The sequence below is a fragment of the Empedobacter stercoris genome (assembly GCF_025244765.1).
GTDB lineage: Bacteria > Bacteroidota > Bacteroidia > Flavobacteriales > Weeksellaceae > Empedobacter > Empedobacter stercoris.
On record NZ_CP104209.1, the window covers coordinates 2,401,336 to 2,416,992 of the forward strand.

Here is a 15,657-nt window from a genome sequence, read left to right on the forward strand (position 1 = left end):
AAAGATAGCAGATTATGAAAAAAATTAGGGTTGAAAATACTACCGATTATTTTACTATTTTTGTTAGCTAAATAACCAAGCAATGAAATTTGTATATGGCTTAGCTTTTGCGAGTTTAATTTTATTTACATCGTGCAAAAAAGAGAAATCGTGGGAAGTAGATGTTGAAGAACAAAATGTTCAATTAAACATTCATGATATCAGCCAAGATTTTTTTAATGACTCTATCCCATTAACGACTTTACGAAAAGATTATCCTTTCTTTTTTGATGCTAAAACAACGGATAGTATTTGGGAAAACCAACGTCGTAATAAAGAAGAATTGAGTATTTATGGACAATCAAGAAAAGTTTTTGGAGATTTTAAAGAATTAAATCAAATGTTGACTCCAATGTTTCAACGTTACCAATTTTATTTTCCTGAATATAAAATTCCAACTATTTATACCTATTCATCAGGTTTGCAAAATATCGATTATCCTGTGATGTTTAGTCAGCAATCTGGCTTAATGTTTATCGCAATGGATGCCTATTTAGGCTCAAAAAATAAGCTGTATGATAGTATTGGTGTTGAACGTTATTTGCGAATTAATTTAGATCTTAATCGTTTACCATCTCAGGCAGTTGATGCGATAGCAAATGATGTGGTAACATTTAGCCCAAGAAATCAATTATTTATTGATAAAATGATTTACGAAGGGAAAAAATTAATTTTGCAAGATGCTTTATTAGTAGATACTGCAGACGAATATAAAGTTGGTTACACGCCAGAACAAATACAATGGTGTATTGACAATGAAGGACAAATTTGGAACTTTTTTGTCGAACAAAATTATGTATTTAGTTCAGATGCTTCGTTAGATAAACGATTTTTGGCATTAAGTCCTTTTTCAAAATTTAACAACGAAATAGAACAAGATTCTCCTGGTAGAATTGCGGCTTGGATTGGTTTGCAAATTATTCGTCAATACATGAAAGAGAACCCTAAAGTTGAACTGAAAGCTTTATTAGATGATATGGATGGGCAGAAAATCTTCAAGGATTCGAAATACAAACCAGCATTAGAAGGAAATAATTCAGCAAATTATACAACAAAAACAATTGATGGTAAAGTTTACCATTTTGTGAAATAAACTAAATAAGTAGAAGTTATGAGAACAACAAATATTACTGTAGAGATTGAATTGGACGAAAATCACGTGCCAGAAAAAATGACTTGGAATGCGCCAGATGGTGGTATTAGTCACGAAGAAACAAAAGCAATGTTACTTTCTGTTTGGGATGATAAATCGAAAGAAGCTTTACGTATCGATTTGTGGACAAAAGATATGACGCAAGATGATATGAAACGTTTCTTTCATCAAATTCTAATTTCGATGTCAAGTTCGTACGAAAGAGCAACAGAGGAAAAAGAGGTGGCAGAAAGAATTGCTGCTTTTGCAGAAGAATTTGCAATTGCTTCTAAAATTAAAGGTTAAAATAATTTAACCCTAAAAAACTTTAAGTCGGATTTCGTAACATTTTGATTAGAAATTCGACTTATTTTATATCTTTAAATCTCTGATCAGAATAGTTTATGAAAAAATTATTTTTTGCTTTAACATTTTTAGCTTCAATTCATTCATTTGCTCAAGAAGAATGGACCATAGAAAAGTGTATTGAATATGCTTCAAAAAATAATTTGACTGTTCAGCAAAATACCATCAACCAAGAATTATTCAACAAAAATTTAGAACAAACCTATAATGCGTGGTTGCCTACGGTTTCGGGATATGTGGATAATAATTTTACAATTGGAACCTATAATCCTGTTATCGAAAAAGGATATTATCAATTTGCACATTCGTTGGGAGTGCAATCAAGCATCAATATTTACAGCGGAGGAGTTGTTCAATTGAACAAAGATAAAGCAGCTTTGGAATTAGAAGCGTCAAAAGTTCAAACGGCAATAACAGTAAATGATATTTCGCTTCAAATAGCAAATTATTATTTGGCTGTTTTATTAAACAAAGAATTGAAACAGGTTGCAGTCGGAAACTTAAATATTTCCAAACAATTATTAGATCAGAATAAAAAGAAATTAAAAGCAGGAAGCGTTGCACAATCAGTTGTAGCACAATCCGAATCTGAAGTTGCGACAAATACGCGCGAAGTAGTCAATGCACAAATCGAAATAGAACGTGCTTTATTCAATTTAGCAATGTTGTTACAACTTAACGATTACCGTGATTTTAGTGTAACGGATGTTAAAATTCCAGATAATATCAATTCACAATTGTATCATTTAGAAGATGTCGTAGAAACGGCTTATCAAAATCAACCTGCTGTTAAGTATGCCGAATTACAGATTGATGTTGCTACGAAAGAAACAGAAATTGCACGAACATCATTGTTCCCAAAAATAACAGGAACTTTCAATTTTGGTACAAATTATTTGCAATATTTCAACAAGCGATTGCGTCAAGATGCGTTGTTAGATCAATTGGGGCATAATGTAACAGCAGTATTTGGCGTAGGAGTTTCGATTCCGATTTGGAACCAATATTCGTACAAAATTAATATTCAGAAAGCATTAATTAACGAAGATTTGATGAAAATTAATCTTCTGCAATCTAAACAAGATATTTTGAAAAATGTGCAATCTGCCTATTTCGAAGTCAATAGTTCTTATGCCTCGTATGATTCATCGAAAGAAGCGGTGAAATATGCTAAGATTTCGTACGATTTTGCACAAAAATCGTATAATGCAGGAGTGATTAATCAATATGATTTTAACCGATCACGTAATGATTTGATGGTTGCAGAATCACAAATGTTACAAGCAAAATACAATTACGTTTTCAAACAAAAAGTACTGGATTTCTATGCAGGAATTCCAATTACGTTGGATTAGAGTTCAATTTTTCTTTATTTCCAATAGAAAATCATCTTATCAAACACAAATCATCTAATTTTCGTGATGTATCTTTGCAGCATGGCAACAATCTTAAATTTAGAAACTTCAACAAAAAATTGTTCAGTTTCGATTGCTAAAGATGGCGTTCAACTTTGTCTGGTTGAAGAAAATGAAGAAAACTATGCACATGGCGAAAAACTGAATCAGTTTGTAGATTGGTGTGTACAAGGTGCGGAAATAAATTGGAAAGATATCGACGCTGTTTGTGTGTCAAAAGGTCCAGGCTCTTATACCGGATTACGAATTGGTGTTTCGTCTGCCAAAGGATTTGCATATGGTTCTGATATTCCGTTGATGGCAATTAATTCATTGCAAATTTTAGCTGAATCACAACTTAACCAAGAGGTGGATTATATTATTCCAATGATTGATGCAAGACGAATGGAGGTTTATACAGCTTTGTTTGATAGACAAGGAAATCAATTGACAGAAACCGAAGCAAAAGTAATTGACGATACTTCTTTTGAAGAGTTGAAAGGAAAGAAAATTATTTTTGTTGGTGATGGAGCAGAAAAATGTCAAGAAATATTGTCGCATTTAAACGCTACTTTTGTGCAAGCTTTTCCATCTGCAAAGGATATGATTCGTGTTTCGGAAGAAAAATTTACTCAAAAATCATTTGAAGATGTTGCATATTTTGAGCCTTATTATCTGAAAGATTTTGTGGCTGGAAAAAAGAAATCTGAATAAATATAAAAGAGATAATTATGAAAAATCTTGTGTTGACAATTGCATCATTATATGGGATGACTGCAGTTATATTAGGTGCTTTTGGTGCTCATGCATTCAAAAAGTTTTTACCTGCTGAAAAATTAGCAAGTTTTGAAGTTGGTGTACGTTACCAAATTTATCATGCAATTGTGTTGTTAGCTGTCGGAATGTATTTCCAGTTTAACAGTGGTTTAGAACGCTCTGCAGCTTGGTGTTTAATTGCCGGAACATTTGTTTTTTCAGGAAGTATCTACTTGTTATCGTTTGCAGATTATTGGAATGCAAATCTTAAATTCTTAGGGCCAATTACACCACTTGGAGGTCTTTTTATGATTATCGGTTGGGGATTATTAGCTTGGATTTTTATGAAAGGAAGATAATATAATATATAGATAAAAGGCGCTTCGTAGAAGCGCCTTTTTTATTATCAATCATTTCCATTAATCATTTTCGATACAATACCAGATTTTTTACTGATTTCGTCATAAACAATTCCTGCAAGATGTATCAGGAAGAAAATAGGAAACCAATAGATTCCAGTTTTGTGTAATTCTTCCATTTGTTCTTTGTATGTTCCGTCTCCCCACATTAAGTAAAAACCTGTAACGAGATTCATCAACACTAATCCATAAAAAATTAGATAGATCAATCCTTGAAATTTTTCTTTAGGAGCTGAATGTTTAAATGGATTTGGAAAACGAATTCCTTTTACAACCATATATACAATTCGTAGAACAAACAGTCCTAAAATGATGTAGGCAAACAGCTCATGCCATTCCCACATTGGTTCTAAAGAATTTTTACCAATCGTTTTTAAGGTAGCTTCCGAAAGATTTACCCCTTCTTTAGATGTTTCTTGCACAATAAGTGAAGAGAGCTTCTTTTTACTCATCCACTCCATACGTAGAAAGCCAGTGATAAATAATATCAGCATGCCAATTCCTATTGTCCAATGTAATAATCGGTGCGTTAATGTAAACTTTTTCATAATTCATAGTGATTAAAAAAACCTCTCAAATTTGAGAGGTTTTGGTATGGTACTTATTCGTAATCATCTTCTTTAAAATCGAATTCTTCGAATGAACAATTAATTTCAAATGGAATATCTCCATCAGATTCTTCTGTGAAATCTTGCACTTCACCTTTCCAGTTAAGTGTCAAAACCCCTTTTTCATTTACACTAAATGCTAAGTCGTTATTAACAGTTTCAAAATCTTCTTCTGAAACATTTAGTGAGGTGTAATAAACTTCTACGATTTCACCTTCTTCGTCTTCTTCCTCGGCGAATCCATAAGGAATAGATACTTTTTTACCATTTAATTCTTCTACAGATTCTACATCTAAAGGGAAATCATCGATAAATAGAGAAAGTTGTGGAAAATCATTTTGTAACGAATCTCCTTCTACATGTTCTAAGTCATCAGTGGAATGTATTTCTACCAACAAACATTTTTTATTTCCTTGAAAAACCACTTTACATAAAGATTTTTCAATATTATAATTAAATGTTTCATCCGGATGGAAGAACTTAATTGTTTTCATTGTTTTGTTAATGTATGTTATTAATTATGAGTACGAATATAATTAAGTTCATTTAATTTTCACAAAAAATAGTTAAGAAATTTTTATTTTCTGTGATTAACTAAAAAAGTCACCTATTTTGGATAGGTGACTTTTATAATAATGATTGACTTTTAATCCGATTATTTTGCAGCTTCTTCTGTTGCAGCAGTAGCTTTAGCAGATAAATCTACTTGTAATAAAACTTCGTCTTTGATGATAGATCCAGCTCCTCCAACGAAAGTAATTCCGAAGTCTTTACGGTTGATTCCGAACTCTTCAGATTTGATTGTTACACCATCTGCATCAACAGTTACATTAGCTTTGAACGTAACATTTTTAGGAACTCCACGGAAATCTAAGTTTCCAGAAATTTCTGAATTGTAATCACCTCCTTCAATTGCTTTTACTTCTGTAATTTCGAAAGTTGCAGTTGGGAATTTCTCAACGTCTAAGAAATCAGGAGATTTTAAGTGACCATCTAATTTTCCTTTGCTTTCAGCATCAGCGTCTAAATCTTTAGATTCGAAAGAAGTAAAATCAGCAATAAATTTACCTGATTCTAAAACACCGTTATTTACATTAACAGTTCCTTCTTGTAATTTTACGACTCCGTAGTGACCTTCTTCTGGTTTGTTGATATCATCAAAAGTTTTTCCGCCTTTCCAGTTTACAATTGACGTAGTTGTGTCAACAGCAAACTCCGCAGCTCCTTCAGATGCAGTAGCTCCTTCTTGAGCTTCTGTAGCAACTTTAGTTTCAGTATTTCCTCCACAAGATGTTAATACAACAGCAGAAACAACAGCTAATCCTAAAAATAATTTTTTCATATTGCTTATTTTAAATTTTATACAAAATTATAATATAAATTGATTGTTTGTATTGACTTATATCAATAAAGTAAATAATTAAACATTTATTTAATATTGAATAATTCTAAATACCTTAGCCAAAAATAAGAAAATTTATTTAATCGTGCTAAACATAAAGCAACTCAGTTTCAATTATCCAGATTTCGAAGAGCAAGTAATAGATGATATTAATTTCGAGGTTAATAAAGGGGAAGTGATTAGTATTATTGGTGAAAGTGGAAGTGGAAAATCGACCTTACTGAAGCTGATTTATGGCTTGTTTGATTTTGATAAAGGCGAAATTAAATATAATAAAAAAAAGTTGCGTGGTCCAGCTTATAATATCATTCCAGGTCATAAAATGATGAAATATGTAGCGCAAGATTATGATTTATTAGATTTTGTTACGGTCGGTGAAAATGTAGGGAAACATTTAAGCAATTTTGATTTAGAATTGAAACAACAACAAATTGATGAAGCCTTAAAGGTGGTTGAAATGTTAGAGTTTAAACATATTTTACCCAATAAATTAAGTGGTGGTCAACGACAACGTGTTTCTATTGCAAGAGCTTTGGCGCAACAACCTGAGATTTTGTTATTAGACGAACCTTTCTCTAATTTAGATCAAACCTTGAAACTTAGCATTCGCGAAAAAATAATGGATTGGTGTAAAGAGCATCAAATTACTGTCATTTTTACAACACACGATTTGAATGATGCATTTTATACGTCGGATAAAATTTTAGTTTTACAGAACGGAAGAATGATTCAGTTTAATGGGGTAGAAAACGTGCGCGAATTTCCGAAAACAGAATATGTTGCCAAGCTTTTTGGTTATGTGAATCTGTTAAAGCGTTCGCAAGATTTGGGAATAGTTTCCTCTTCTACGGTTGTTGTTTATCCCGAAGAAATTGTTATTTCAGCTAATGGAAATTTCGAAGGAAAAGTGATTTCATCTAAATTTCAAGGACGAGATTATTTAATTCGTTTTGCTTATCAAAATTTAGAATTGTTGACTTTTTCTAATCAAAAACTTCAATCAAATGATTTGATAAAGTTTGATGTAGAAAAGTTTAGAGAGATTTAAATTTGATGTGATTTTGCGCTTCGAGAAGTTTAGAATGACTTACTAAGTTTATTTTTTTAAAAAAAAGCGAAACCCTACATCGAATTTCGCTTTTCTATTATTATTTATCCAATAAGAAATTTAAAACTTCTGTTGTAAAATCTTTCGGATTCTCTGCATGTAACCAATGTCCTGCATTTGCAATTTTCTTGATTTTTGCATTCGGAAAACGTTCGCAAATGATCATTTCATCTTCTGGCATAATGTAATTTGATTTTGCGCCGCCCAAAAATAAAGTTGGTCCATCAAATTCACCTTTTAATAAATCTGTTCCAATCATTTCTTGGTAAAAATTATCCAAAACGTCTAAATTGAAACGAAATGCGTATTGACCATTATCAGCATGGTAAACGTTTTTTAATAAAAACTGACGGACACCCATTTCTGGAATATATTGTTCCAATGTTTTTTCCACATCTTTTCGTGTTTCAACTTGATCAAAATCGACAGATTTCAAGGCTTTAAAAATTGCATTATGATGAGGTTGATAAGCTTTTGGAGCCATATCAGCGACAATTAAATGATCTAATCTATTTTGATGAATCATAGCAAAATCGATAACAATTCGTCCACCCAAAGAATGTCCCAATAAATGAGCTTTCTCGATAGAATGAGCCTCCATGTAATTCACAATATCTTGCGTCATGGCAGCTAAAGACGAATCTTCGCTATGAAAACTACGTCCATGATTGCGCAAATCAATTAGATGAGTTGTAAAATGCTCTCCAAATTGTTTTCCCAATGTACTCCAATTGTCCAATTGTCCGAATAAACCATGAAAAATCAACAAATGTTTTTCACCAGAACCAACAATTTTACTGTGTAAGATTTCTGTCATTTTTCTACAAATTTGCTACTTCAATTTTACGTAAATATGCTTGAATGGTATTCTCTAAACCTAAATACAAAGCTTCTGAAATTAGTGCGTGACCAATTGAAACTTCTGAAATTTGAGGAATTTCACGAATAAAAAATTCGATGTTATCTAAGCTCAAATCGTGACCCGCATTTACAGCCAATCCATTTTCTATCGCTAATTTTGCGGTTTCTTTGTATGGATTAATCGCTTCAAGATTTCCTAACCCATATTGTGTAGCAAATTCTTCTGTATACAATTCGATTCGATCTGCACCAGTTTTAGCAGCACTTTCAATTAATGCAGGATTTGGATCTAAGAAAATAGAGGTTCTGATTCCAGCATCTTTAAACGTTTTAATCACATCTGTCAAATAATCAAAATGTTTGATTGTGTCCCAACCAGCATTAGAAGTGATTGCATCTTCTGCATCAGGAACTAAGGTAACTTGTTCTGGTTTCGAATTTAAAACCAATTCCATAAAACTATCAATTGGTTTTCCTTCGATATTAAATTCTGTAGTGATCACAGGTTTCAAATCATAGACATCTTGGTAACGAATATGACGCTCGTCAGGACGAGGATGAATCGTAATGCCTTGTCCACCAAATTCTTGAATTTTAATAGCTGCTTCTACAAGATTTGGCGTATTTCCACCACGCGCATTACGAATAGTAGCAATTTTATTTATGTTAACACTTAATTTAGTCATGATTTTTATATTATAATTTTTTAAAGTCAGAAAGCGAAAAGCTTTGCATAATTTCCAAGTCAAATTTACGACAAGCTGTTAATAAATGGTCGAAAATGTCGGATTGAATTCGTTCGAATTCTAAATTATTCGCTGAAGTCGTAAAACAACCAATTTCCAAAGGCATTCCAAGTGGCGAAACAGGTAATTGTTTGACGATGATTGGGTCTTTTTGTGATACAGTTTTTAAACTCTTCAAATAACAGTCAACATAGATGCGAAATACACCAATATTGGTTAAGTTTTTACCATTGATATCAAGATCAGAATTTTTGATATTTTGATTGTAAATCGAAATTTCATGTCTTTTTTGTTGAATATATTGGTGAATTAAAGCAATATCTTCGAAACGGTTTAACATATCTTCATTGCAAAATTGAAACGAATTAACATTAAATGAAATTGAACGTTTTATTTGGCGCGTACCTGTTGCCATCATAGGCATATGATTGGTTACTTGAGAGGAAACTAAATCCACTGTTGGTACAGTTGCAATCGATTTATCAAACTTTTCAATCTTTACCAAGTTGATGTTAATTTCTTTTACAATACCTTCAATATCACCTTTCGAAATTGTAATCCAATCACCAACTTTTACAATTTTAGAATAAGAAATTTGTAAACCAGAAACGAATCCGAAAATAGCATCACGAAAAATTAATAATACCGCTGCAGTTAAGGCTCCAAGTACTGTAATAATTGTATTTTTGTCAACGGTGAATAAAATCATTATTCCAGAGATAATCGAGAAAAATGTGATCATAAATTTCATCATTTGACCAAAAGTTCTTACGCCAACTGTGGTATAACTATTTTCTACATTGTAAATATCTATTATTGTATTAATTACTCTAAAAATAAGTTGAGTGAAAACAATTAAAGAGATTAATTCTGTAATGCGTTGAATAACAATATATACATTTCCGTCATCTCTAAATAAAATTTGATTCATACTTAAAGCAAAACTGATTGGAATAAGATGAATAAGCGAAACGAATACTTTATTTCGGTACAAAAATATCATCCAATCGTTTTCGATGAAATTTTTTATCTTTCTAAGAATAGGAAGAATAATCGCTCTTAGAATAAAATCTAATATAAATAGAATTGCGATCCAGATGACAACTTCTAAAAAAGTGAACAGATTTTCAGACAGATCAATTTTGAAGTATTGATTGAAAAAATATTTTACACCATCAGAAATTTCTTCGTAAAAAGATTTATCTTGCATAAGCTGTTAATTGAATTTTAAATAGATTTTATTTTGCAAATTTACAGTTTTAAAAAATACTGAAAAATATGGATAACGATAGTATACTAAATCTTATCAGTGGAATTTTATTGGTTGTTGGGTTAGTTGGAACAGTTTTACCAGTATTACCAGGAGCCCCTTTGGCATTGGTAGGATTATTAGTGTTTAAATTTAGTGGAGATTGTAGCTTTGGTTGGGGAACAATAATTATTGCAGGTTCATTTGTTTTGATCGGTGCTGTTTTAGATTATTTATTACCCATTTATATGACCAAAAAACTCGGCGGAACGAAGTATGGCATTTGGGGTTCTGTTGTTGGGTTAATTGTCGGATTATTTTTTCCTCCGGTAGGTTTTATCATTGGACCCTTTTTGGGAGCTCTATTGGCTGAATTAATTTTGAGTGCCTCAAACCCGAAATCTGCTTTAAAATCTGCATTTGGTTCATTTACAGGCTTTATTTTAACGACGGGGTATGACGTGATATTGACTTTAATTTTTATTGGAATATTCGTTTATCAACTCATGAATTAATCAGATTAAATGATTGAAATTAGGTCAATAAAAAAAAATGACCTATATTTGCAGAGAATTTAAAGAAATAAATGGAGGAGGGCTGGTTATAGCTCTCTTTTTCGTTGTATATGGATTCAAATAAAGTAAAACAGCTAATAGATGAAGCAATCGCGGAGAATCCGTCATTGTTTCTAATCGATTGGAAAATCACTCCAGATGATAAAATTATTATTTTAGCAGATGGAGACGAAGGTCTTTCAGTCGAAGAAATTGTAAGAATAAGCCGACATGTAGAACACAATCTTGATAGAGAAGAGTGTGATTTTGCATTGGAAGTTTCTTCTCCTGGAGTAGGTAGTGAATTAACCATGCCACGTCAATTTGCAAAAAATGTAGGTCGAACATTAGAAGCTACATTAAATGATAAAGTGATAGAAGGCGAAATTGTAGAGGCCGATGATGAAGGTGTTACAGTTTTTTGGGAAGCACGCGAGCCGAAGCCATTAGGAAAAGGAAAAATTACAGTAGAACACGAAGAAAAAATAAATTACGCTGACATCAAGAAAGCGATAATAAAAGTCACCTTTTAAAAAAATAAAGTTTAATGGACAATCTTGCATTAATCGAATCTTTTGGAGATTTTAAAGACGATAAAAATATCGATCGTATCACGCTAATGGCCATCTTAGAAGAAACATTGAAAAGTGTTTTGAAAAAGAAATATGGTACAGATGATAACTTTGATATTATTGTAAATCCTGATAAAGGAGACTTAGAGATTTGGCATAACCGTATCGTTGTAGAAGACGGTTTTTCTGAAGACGATGCAACAGATATCGAATTGTCTGAAGCACGTAAAATTGAGCCAGATTTTGAAGTAGGTGAAGAAGTATCGGAAAAAATTCCGATCGAAGCATTAGGACGTCGTGCTATTTTAACTTTGCGCCAAACATTGGTTTCTAAAGTAATGGAGCATGATAATTCTAATTTATACGAAAAATTTAAAGGTTTAATCGGAGAAGTAGTTACGGGAGAAATTCACTATGTACGTCACAAACAAGTGATTATAATGGATGACGAGCAAAACGAAATGATTTTACCAAAAGAAAATCAAATACCATCAGATTTTTTCAGAAAAGGAGATACATTACGTGCTGTTGTAGATGATGTAAAATTAAGAGGAGCAAAACCTCAAATTATTTTATCAAGAACATCACCAAAATTCTTAGAGAAATTATTTGAACAAGAAATTCCAGAAATTTTAGACGGATTAATTACCATCAAAAATGTAGTTCGTATCCCTGGAGATAAAGCAAAAGTAGCAGTAGAATCTTACGATGATCGTATCGATCCAGTAGGAGCTTGTGTTGGAATGAAAGGATCTCGTATCCATTCAATCGTACGCGAATTACGTAATGAAAACATTGACGTAATTAACTACACTAACAACCAAAGTTTATACATTCAACGAGCTTTAAGCCCAGCTAAAATTTCGAATATCGAAATTAACGAAGAGGAAAATAAAGCTTTGGTATACGTAAATGCAGACGAAGTTTCGAAAGCAATTGGTAAAGGTGGATACAATGTTCGTTTAGCTTCTAAGTTAGTTGGAATGGAAATTGATATTTTCAGAGAAGGAGCCCAAGACGAAGACGTAGAATTATCAGAATTCTCAGACGAAATCGATGCATGGGTAATCGAAGCATTTAGTGCTATCGGGTTAGATACAGCCAAAAGTATTTTAGAACAAGACGTGGATGACTTAATCAAACGTACGGATTTAGAAGAAGAGACAATCTTAGACGTTATTCGTGTGTTAAAAGAAGAGTTTGAAGATTAATTCATACTCAAGTCATAAACAATTCATACATTTGCAAACAATAAAATAAGAGATTAGCTTCATATGTCGGAAACAATAAGATTAAGTAAAGTATTAAAAGAATTAAATATATCAATAGATAGAGCTGTTGACTTTTTAGAAGGGAAAGGTAAAACTGTAGAGAAAAATCCGAACTCTAAAATCGATGTGCCAACTTACGATATTTTAGTTAATGAATTCCGATCTGATGCTAAACAAAAGCAAGCTTCCGGTGAAGTAGTCATTAACAAAATTTCAGAAATCAAAGCAGCTGAAAAGAAAGAAGCAGAAGCAAAAGCTGCTACTGAAAAACCAGTTGAAAAGAAACCTGAAATGATCGAAACGACTAAGGTTGAATTGGAAGGGCCAAAGACTGTTGGTAAAATAGACTTAGATGCTTTAAAACCGAAAGCCAAAGAGGTGAAACCTCAGGTGAAGGTAGAAGTGAAAAAAGAAGAAATCAAGAAAGAAGAAGCGCCAAAAGCTGAAAAGAAAACTGAATCAAGAGAGGAAACTAAAGGTCCAAAAGTGATTAAAGTGATTGATCTTGATAAAATAAATAATACAGGTAAACCTAAAAAGCAAGATTCTCCAGCTCCTAAAAAAGAGCAAGCAGAACCTAAAAAGGCGGAAGCACCGAAAGCGGAAGTTAAAAAAGAGGTGAAGAAAGAAGAACCTAAAAAGGTGGAAGAGGTTAAAAATCCTGAAGTAAAAACGGAAGCGAAGCCTGAAGTGAAGAAAGAAGAAATTGAAGACGTAGTAGCAGTAGAACCTCAAAAAATTGAAACTGTCTACACAAAACTAGATGGACCTAATTTTACAGGTGCAAAGATTGACTTATCTAAATTTGATAAGAAAAAATCTGACGATAAAAAGGGGAATCAGAAAGGTGCTAATAACGCTGCTGACAAGAAAAAGCGCAAACGTATCCAGAAAAACGTTAAACCAGAAGATGTAGCAAAAGCTGGTGAAAACGGAGGGAATAATAACAATCGCCAAGGTGGAAATAACAACCACGGAGGTGGAAACAATAACAACCGCCAAGGTGGAAACAACAACCACGGAGGAGGAAATAATAACAACCGTCAAGGACAAGGAGGTGGAAATCGCCAAGGTGGACAAGGAGGTGGAAATCGCCAAGGTCAAGGTGGAAACCGTCAAGGAGGTGGAAACTTTAGAGGAGGTAATAACCGAGGACCAAGAGTTCCTCAAGTAGAACTTTCTGACGAAGATGTTAAAAAACAAATTAAAGACACTTTAGATAAACTTACGAATAAAGGAAAAGGATCTAAAGGGGCTAAACACAGAAGAGATAAACGTAAAGAACGTCGTGAATTTGCTGAGCAAGAGCAAGAAGCAATGGACATGGACAAAACTTTACATGTAACAGAATTTGTAACAGTTAACGAATTAGCTTCGTTAATGGATGTTTCTGTTACAGAAGTTATTTCAGCATGTATGTCTTTAGGTATCATGGTTACCATGAACCAACGTCTTGAAGCTGATACAATTCAGTTAGTTGCAGATGATTTCGGATTCGAAGCAGAATTTGCTAATGCTGAAGAAGAAATCTCAACGGAAGAAGAAGAAATCGATAATGAAGAAGATTTAGTAACTCGCGCGCCAATCGTAACTGTAATGGGACACGTTGACCACGGTAAAACATCTTTATTAGATTATGTTCGTAAAGCAAACGTAATTGCTGGTGAGTCAGGAGGTATTACACAACATATTGGAGCGTACAACGTAACATTACCAAGTGGTAAACGTGTAGCATTTTTAGATACACCAGGTCACGAAGCCTTTACAGCGATGCGTGCTCGTGGTGCACAAGTAACGGATATTGCAATTATTGTGATTGCTGCTGATGACCAAATCATGCCACAAACACGTGAAGCAATTTCTCACGCACAAGCAGCAGGAGTACCAATGGTATTCGCAATCAATAAGGTTGATAAACCAGCAGCTAATCCAGAAAAAGTAAAAGAGCAATTAGCTCAAATGAACTTATTAGTTGAAGATTGGGGTGGTACTTATCAATCTCAAGAGATTTCAGCTAAATCTGGTTTAGGAGTTGATGATTTATTAGAAAAAGTTTTATTAGAAGCCGAAGTATTAGATCTTAAAGCAAATCCAAAACGTAAAGCATCTGGTACAGTTGTAGAAGCTGCATTAGATAAAGGACGTGGATATGTTTCGACTATAATTGTACAAACGGGTACATTACACATTGGTGATTATGTATTAGCAGGATCACACCATGGTAAAGTTCGTGCATTATTAGATGAACGAGGAAATAACGTTAAAGTTGCCGGTCCATCTACTCCAGTAACAATTTTAGGTTTAGACGGAGCTCCAACTGCAGGTGACAAGTTTAAAGTTTACGAAGATGAACGCGAAGCGAAACAAATTGCATCTCGTAGAGATCAATTACAACGTGAGCAAACTATTCGTACACAAAAACACATCACACTTGATGAGATTGGACGTCGTATTGCTTTAGGAGACTTTAAAGAATTAAATATTATCTTGAAAGGAGATGTGGATGGTTCTGTTGAAGCATTAACAGACTCATTACAAAAACTTTCTACAGAGGAGATTATTGTTAACATCTTACATAAAGGTGTTGGACAAATTACAGAATCTGACGTATTGTTAGCATCTGCATCTGATGCAATTATTATCGGATTTAATGTTCGCCCAGGTGTATCTGCTCGTGAAATTGCTGATAAAGAAGAAGTAGAAATCAGAACTTATTCTATTATCTATGCTGCGATCGAAGAGATTAAAGAAGCAATGGAAGGTATGTTATCTCCAGAGTTGAAAGAGCAAGTAACGGGTAATATTGAAGTTCGTGAAACATTCAAAGTAACGAAAGTTGGTACAATTGCAGGATGTATGGTATTGGACGGTAAAGTTTATAGAAGCTCTAAAGTTCGCATTATCCGCGATGGTGTTGTAATTCATGATGGTGAATTAGCTTCATTGAAACGTTTTAAAGATGATGTTAAAGAAGTAAACAAAGGTTACGAATGTGGTCTTAACATTAAAAACTTTAATGATATTCAAGTAAATGATATCATCGAAGCATACGAAACTGTAGAAGTTAAAAAGAAATTGAAATAATCAATTTTTTAGAAATAATCTTAAAAAGGAGCTCAATTAGAGCTCCTTTTTTTATGAATTAAAAGCGATGTTAGTTGATGGAGTTTTTTAAAACTT

The 15,657-nt window shown here is 33.0% G+C and carries 16 protein-coding genes; 10 read left to right on the forward strand and 6 right to left on the reverse strand.

From position 1 onward, the window contains the following. The first annotated feature begins 82 nt into the window (after positions 1 to 82). The 5 genes from gldB to NZD85_RS11375 all read left to right on the forward strand — a co-directional run bounded on the left by gldB (position 83) and on the right by NZD85_RS11375 (position 4,046). On the forward strand, positions 83 to 1,132 hold the full coding sequence (gene gldB, locus NZD85_RS11355) for a gliding motility lipoprotein GldB (RefSeq protein ID WP_260541889.1): 1,050 nt from the start codon (positions 83 to 85) through the stop codon (positions 1,130 to 1,132). An 18-nt stretch (positions 1,133 to 1,150) separates the two neighbouring features. After that, entirely contained in the window at positions 1,151 to 1,477 is a 327-nt protein-coding gene (gene gldC, locus NZD85_RS11360; protein ID WP_171623345.1) for a gliding motility protein GldC, read from the forward strand. Between the two features lie 98 nt (positions 1,478 to 1,575). Then, positions 1,576 to 2,892, forward strand: a complete 1,317-nt coding sequence (locus NZD85_RS11365; protein WP_171623346.1) for a TolC family protein — start codon at positions 1,576 to 1,578, stop codon at positions 2,890 to 2,892. 81 nt (positions 2,893 to 2,973) lie between these two features. Further along, complete coding sequence (gene tsaB / locus NZD85_RS11370) at positions 2,974 to 3,645, forward strand: tRNA (adenosine(37)-N6)-threonylcarbamoyltransferase complex dimerization subunit type 1 TsaB (RefSeq protein ID WP_260541890.1); 672 nt, start codon at positions 2,974 to 2,976, stop codon at positions 3,643 to 3,645. A gap of 17 nt (positions 3,646 to 3,662) precedes the next feature. After that, the gene (locus NZD85_RS11375) at positions 3,663 to 4,046 is read left to right on the forward strand and encodes a DUF423 domain-containing protein (protein ID WP_171623348.1); all 384 of its coding nucleotides are present in this window, start codon (positions 3,663 to 3,665) and stop codon (positions 4,044 to 4,046) included. A gap of 47 nt (positions 4,047 to 4,093) precedes the next feature. On the opposite strand, the gene NZD85_RS11380 is transcribed toward NZD85_RS11375, so the two are convergent. The 3 genes from NZD85_RS11380 to NZD85_RS11390 form a co-directional block, all read right to left on the reverse strand. Then, complete coding sequence (locus NZD85_RS11380) at positions 4,094 to 4,654, reverse strand: cytochrome b/b6 domain-containing protein (RefSeq protein WP_260541891.1); 561 nt, start codon at positions 4,652 to 4,654, stop codon at positions 4,094 to 4,096. Positions 4,655 to 4,707: 53 nt separating this feature from the next. Next, positions 4,708 to 5,208: a hypothetical protein gene (locus tag NZD85_RS11385; RefSeq protein ID WP_171623350.1), complete on the reverse strand. Its 501-nt coding sequence runs from the start codon at positions 5,206 to 5,208 to the stop codon at positions 4,708 to 4,710. 161 nt (positions 5,209 to 5,369) lie between these two features. Next, entirely contained in the window at positions 5,370 to 6,056 is a 687-nt protein-coding gene (locus tag NZD85_RS11390) for a YceI family protein (RefSeq protein WP_260541892.1), read from the reverse strand. Between the two features lie 145 nt (positions 6,057 to 6,201). Here NZD85_RS11390 and NZD85_RS11395 point away from each other — a divergent pair, with 145 nt between their 5' ends. Next, entirely contained in the window at positions 6,202 to 7,164 is a 963-nt protein-coding gene (locus NZD85_RS11395) for an ABC transporter ATP-binding protein (RefSeq protein ID WP_260541893.1), read from the forward strand. A 100-nt stretch (positions 7,165 to 7,264) separates the two neighbouring features. Here NZD85_RS11395 and NZD85_RS11400 read toward each other — a convergent pair whose 3' ends face one another. From NZD85_RS11400 to NZD85_RS11410, 3 genes are read right to left on the reverse strand one after another with little or no spacing between them, the layout of a single operon-like run. After that, a complete protein-coding gene (locus NZD85_RS11400; RefSeq protein WP_260541894.1) occupies positions 7,265 to 8,041 on the reverse strand; it encodes an alpha/beta fold hydrolase in 777 nt (258 codons plus the stop codon). Between the two features lie 4 nt (positions 8,042 to 8,045). Next, positions 8,046 to 8,771, reverse strand: coding sequence for a pyridoxine 5'-phosphate synthase (locus NZD85_RS11405; RefSeq protein WP_171623353.1), 726 nt, complete (start codon positions 8,769 to 8,771; stop codon positions 8,046 to 8,048). A 10-nt stretch (positions 8,772 to 8,781) separates the two neighbouring features. Then, positions 8,782 to 10,041 carry a mechanosensitive ion channel family protein gene (locus NZD85_RS11410; protein WP_260541896.1) on the reverse strand — a complete coding sequence of 420 codons (1,260 nt, stop codon included), beginning with the start codon at positions 10,039 to 10,041 and terminating at the stop codon, positions 8,782 to 8,784. 68 nt (positions 10,042 to 10,109) lie between these two features. On the opposite strand from NZD85_RS11410, the gene NZD85_RS11415 reads away from it, so the two are divergent. The 4 genes from NZD85_RS11415 (at position 10,110) to infB (ending at position 15,561) form a co-directional block, all read left to right on the forward strand. After that, on the forward strand, positions 10,110 to 10,595 hold the full coding sequence (locus NZD85_RS11415) for a DUF456 domain-containing protein (protein WP_171623355.1): 486 nt from the start codon (positions 10,110 to 10,112) through the stop codon (positions 10,593 to 10,595). A gap of 110 nt (positions 10,596 to 10,705) precedes the next feature. Beyond that, complete coding sequence (gene rimP, locus NZD85_RS11420; RefSeq protein ID WP_225542370.1) at positions 10,706 to 11,167, forward strand: ribosome assembly cofactor RimP; 462 nt, start codon at positions 10,706 to 10,708, stop codon at positions 11,165 to 11,167. Positions 11,168 to 11,181: 14 nt separating this feature from the next. Then, on the forward strand, positions 11,182 to 12,417 hold the full coding sequence (gene nusA, locus NZD85_RS11425) for a transcription termination factor NusA (RefSeq protein WP_260541897.1): 1,236 nt from the start codon (positions 11,182 to 11,184) through the stop codon (positions 12,415 to 12,417). Positions 12,418 to 12,480: 63 nt separating this feature from the next. Then, entirely contained in the window at positions 12,481 to 15,561 is a 3,081-nt protein-coding gene (gene infB / locus NZD85_RS11430; RefSeq protein WP_260541898.1) for a translation initiation factor IF-2, read from the forward strand. Positions 15,562 to 15,657 lie beyond the last annotated feature (96 nt).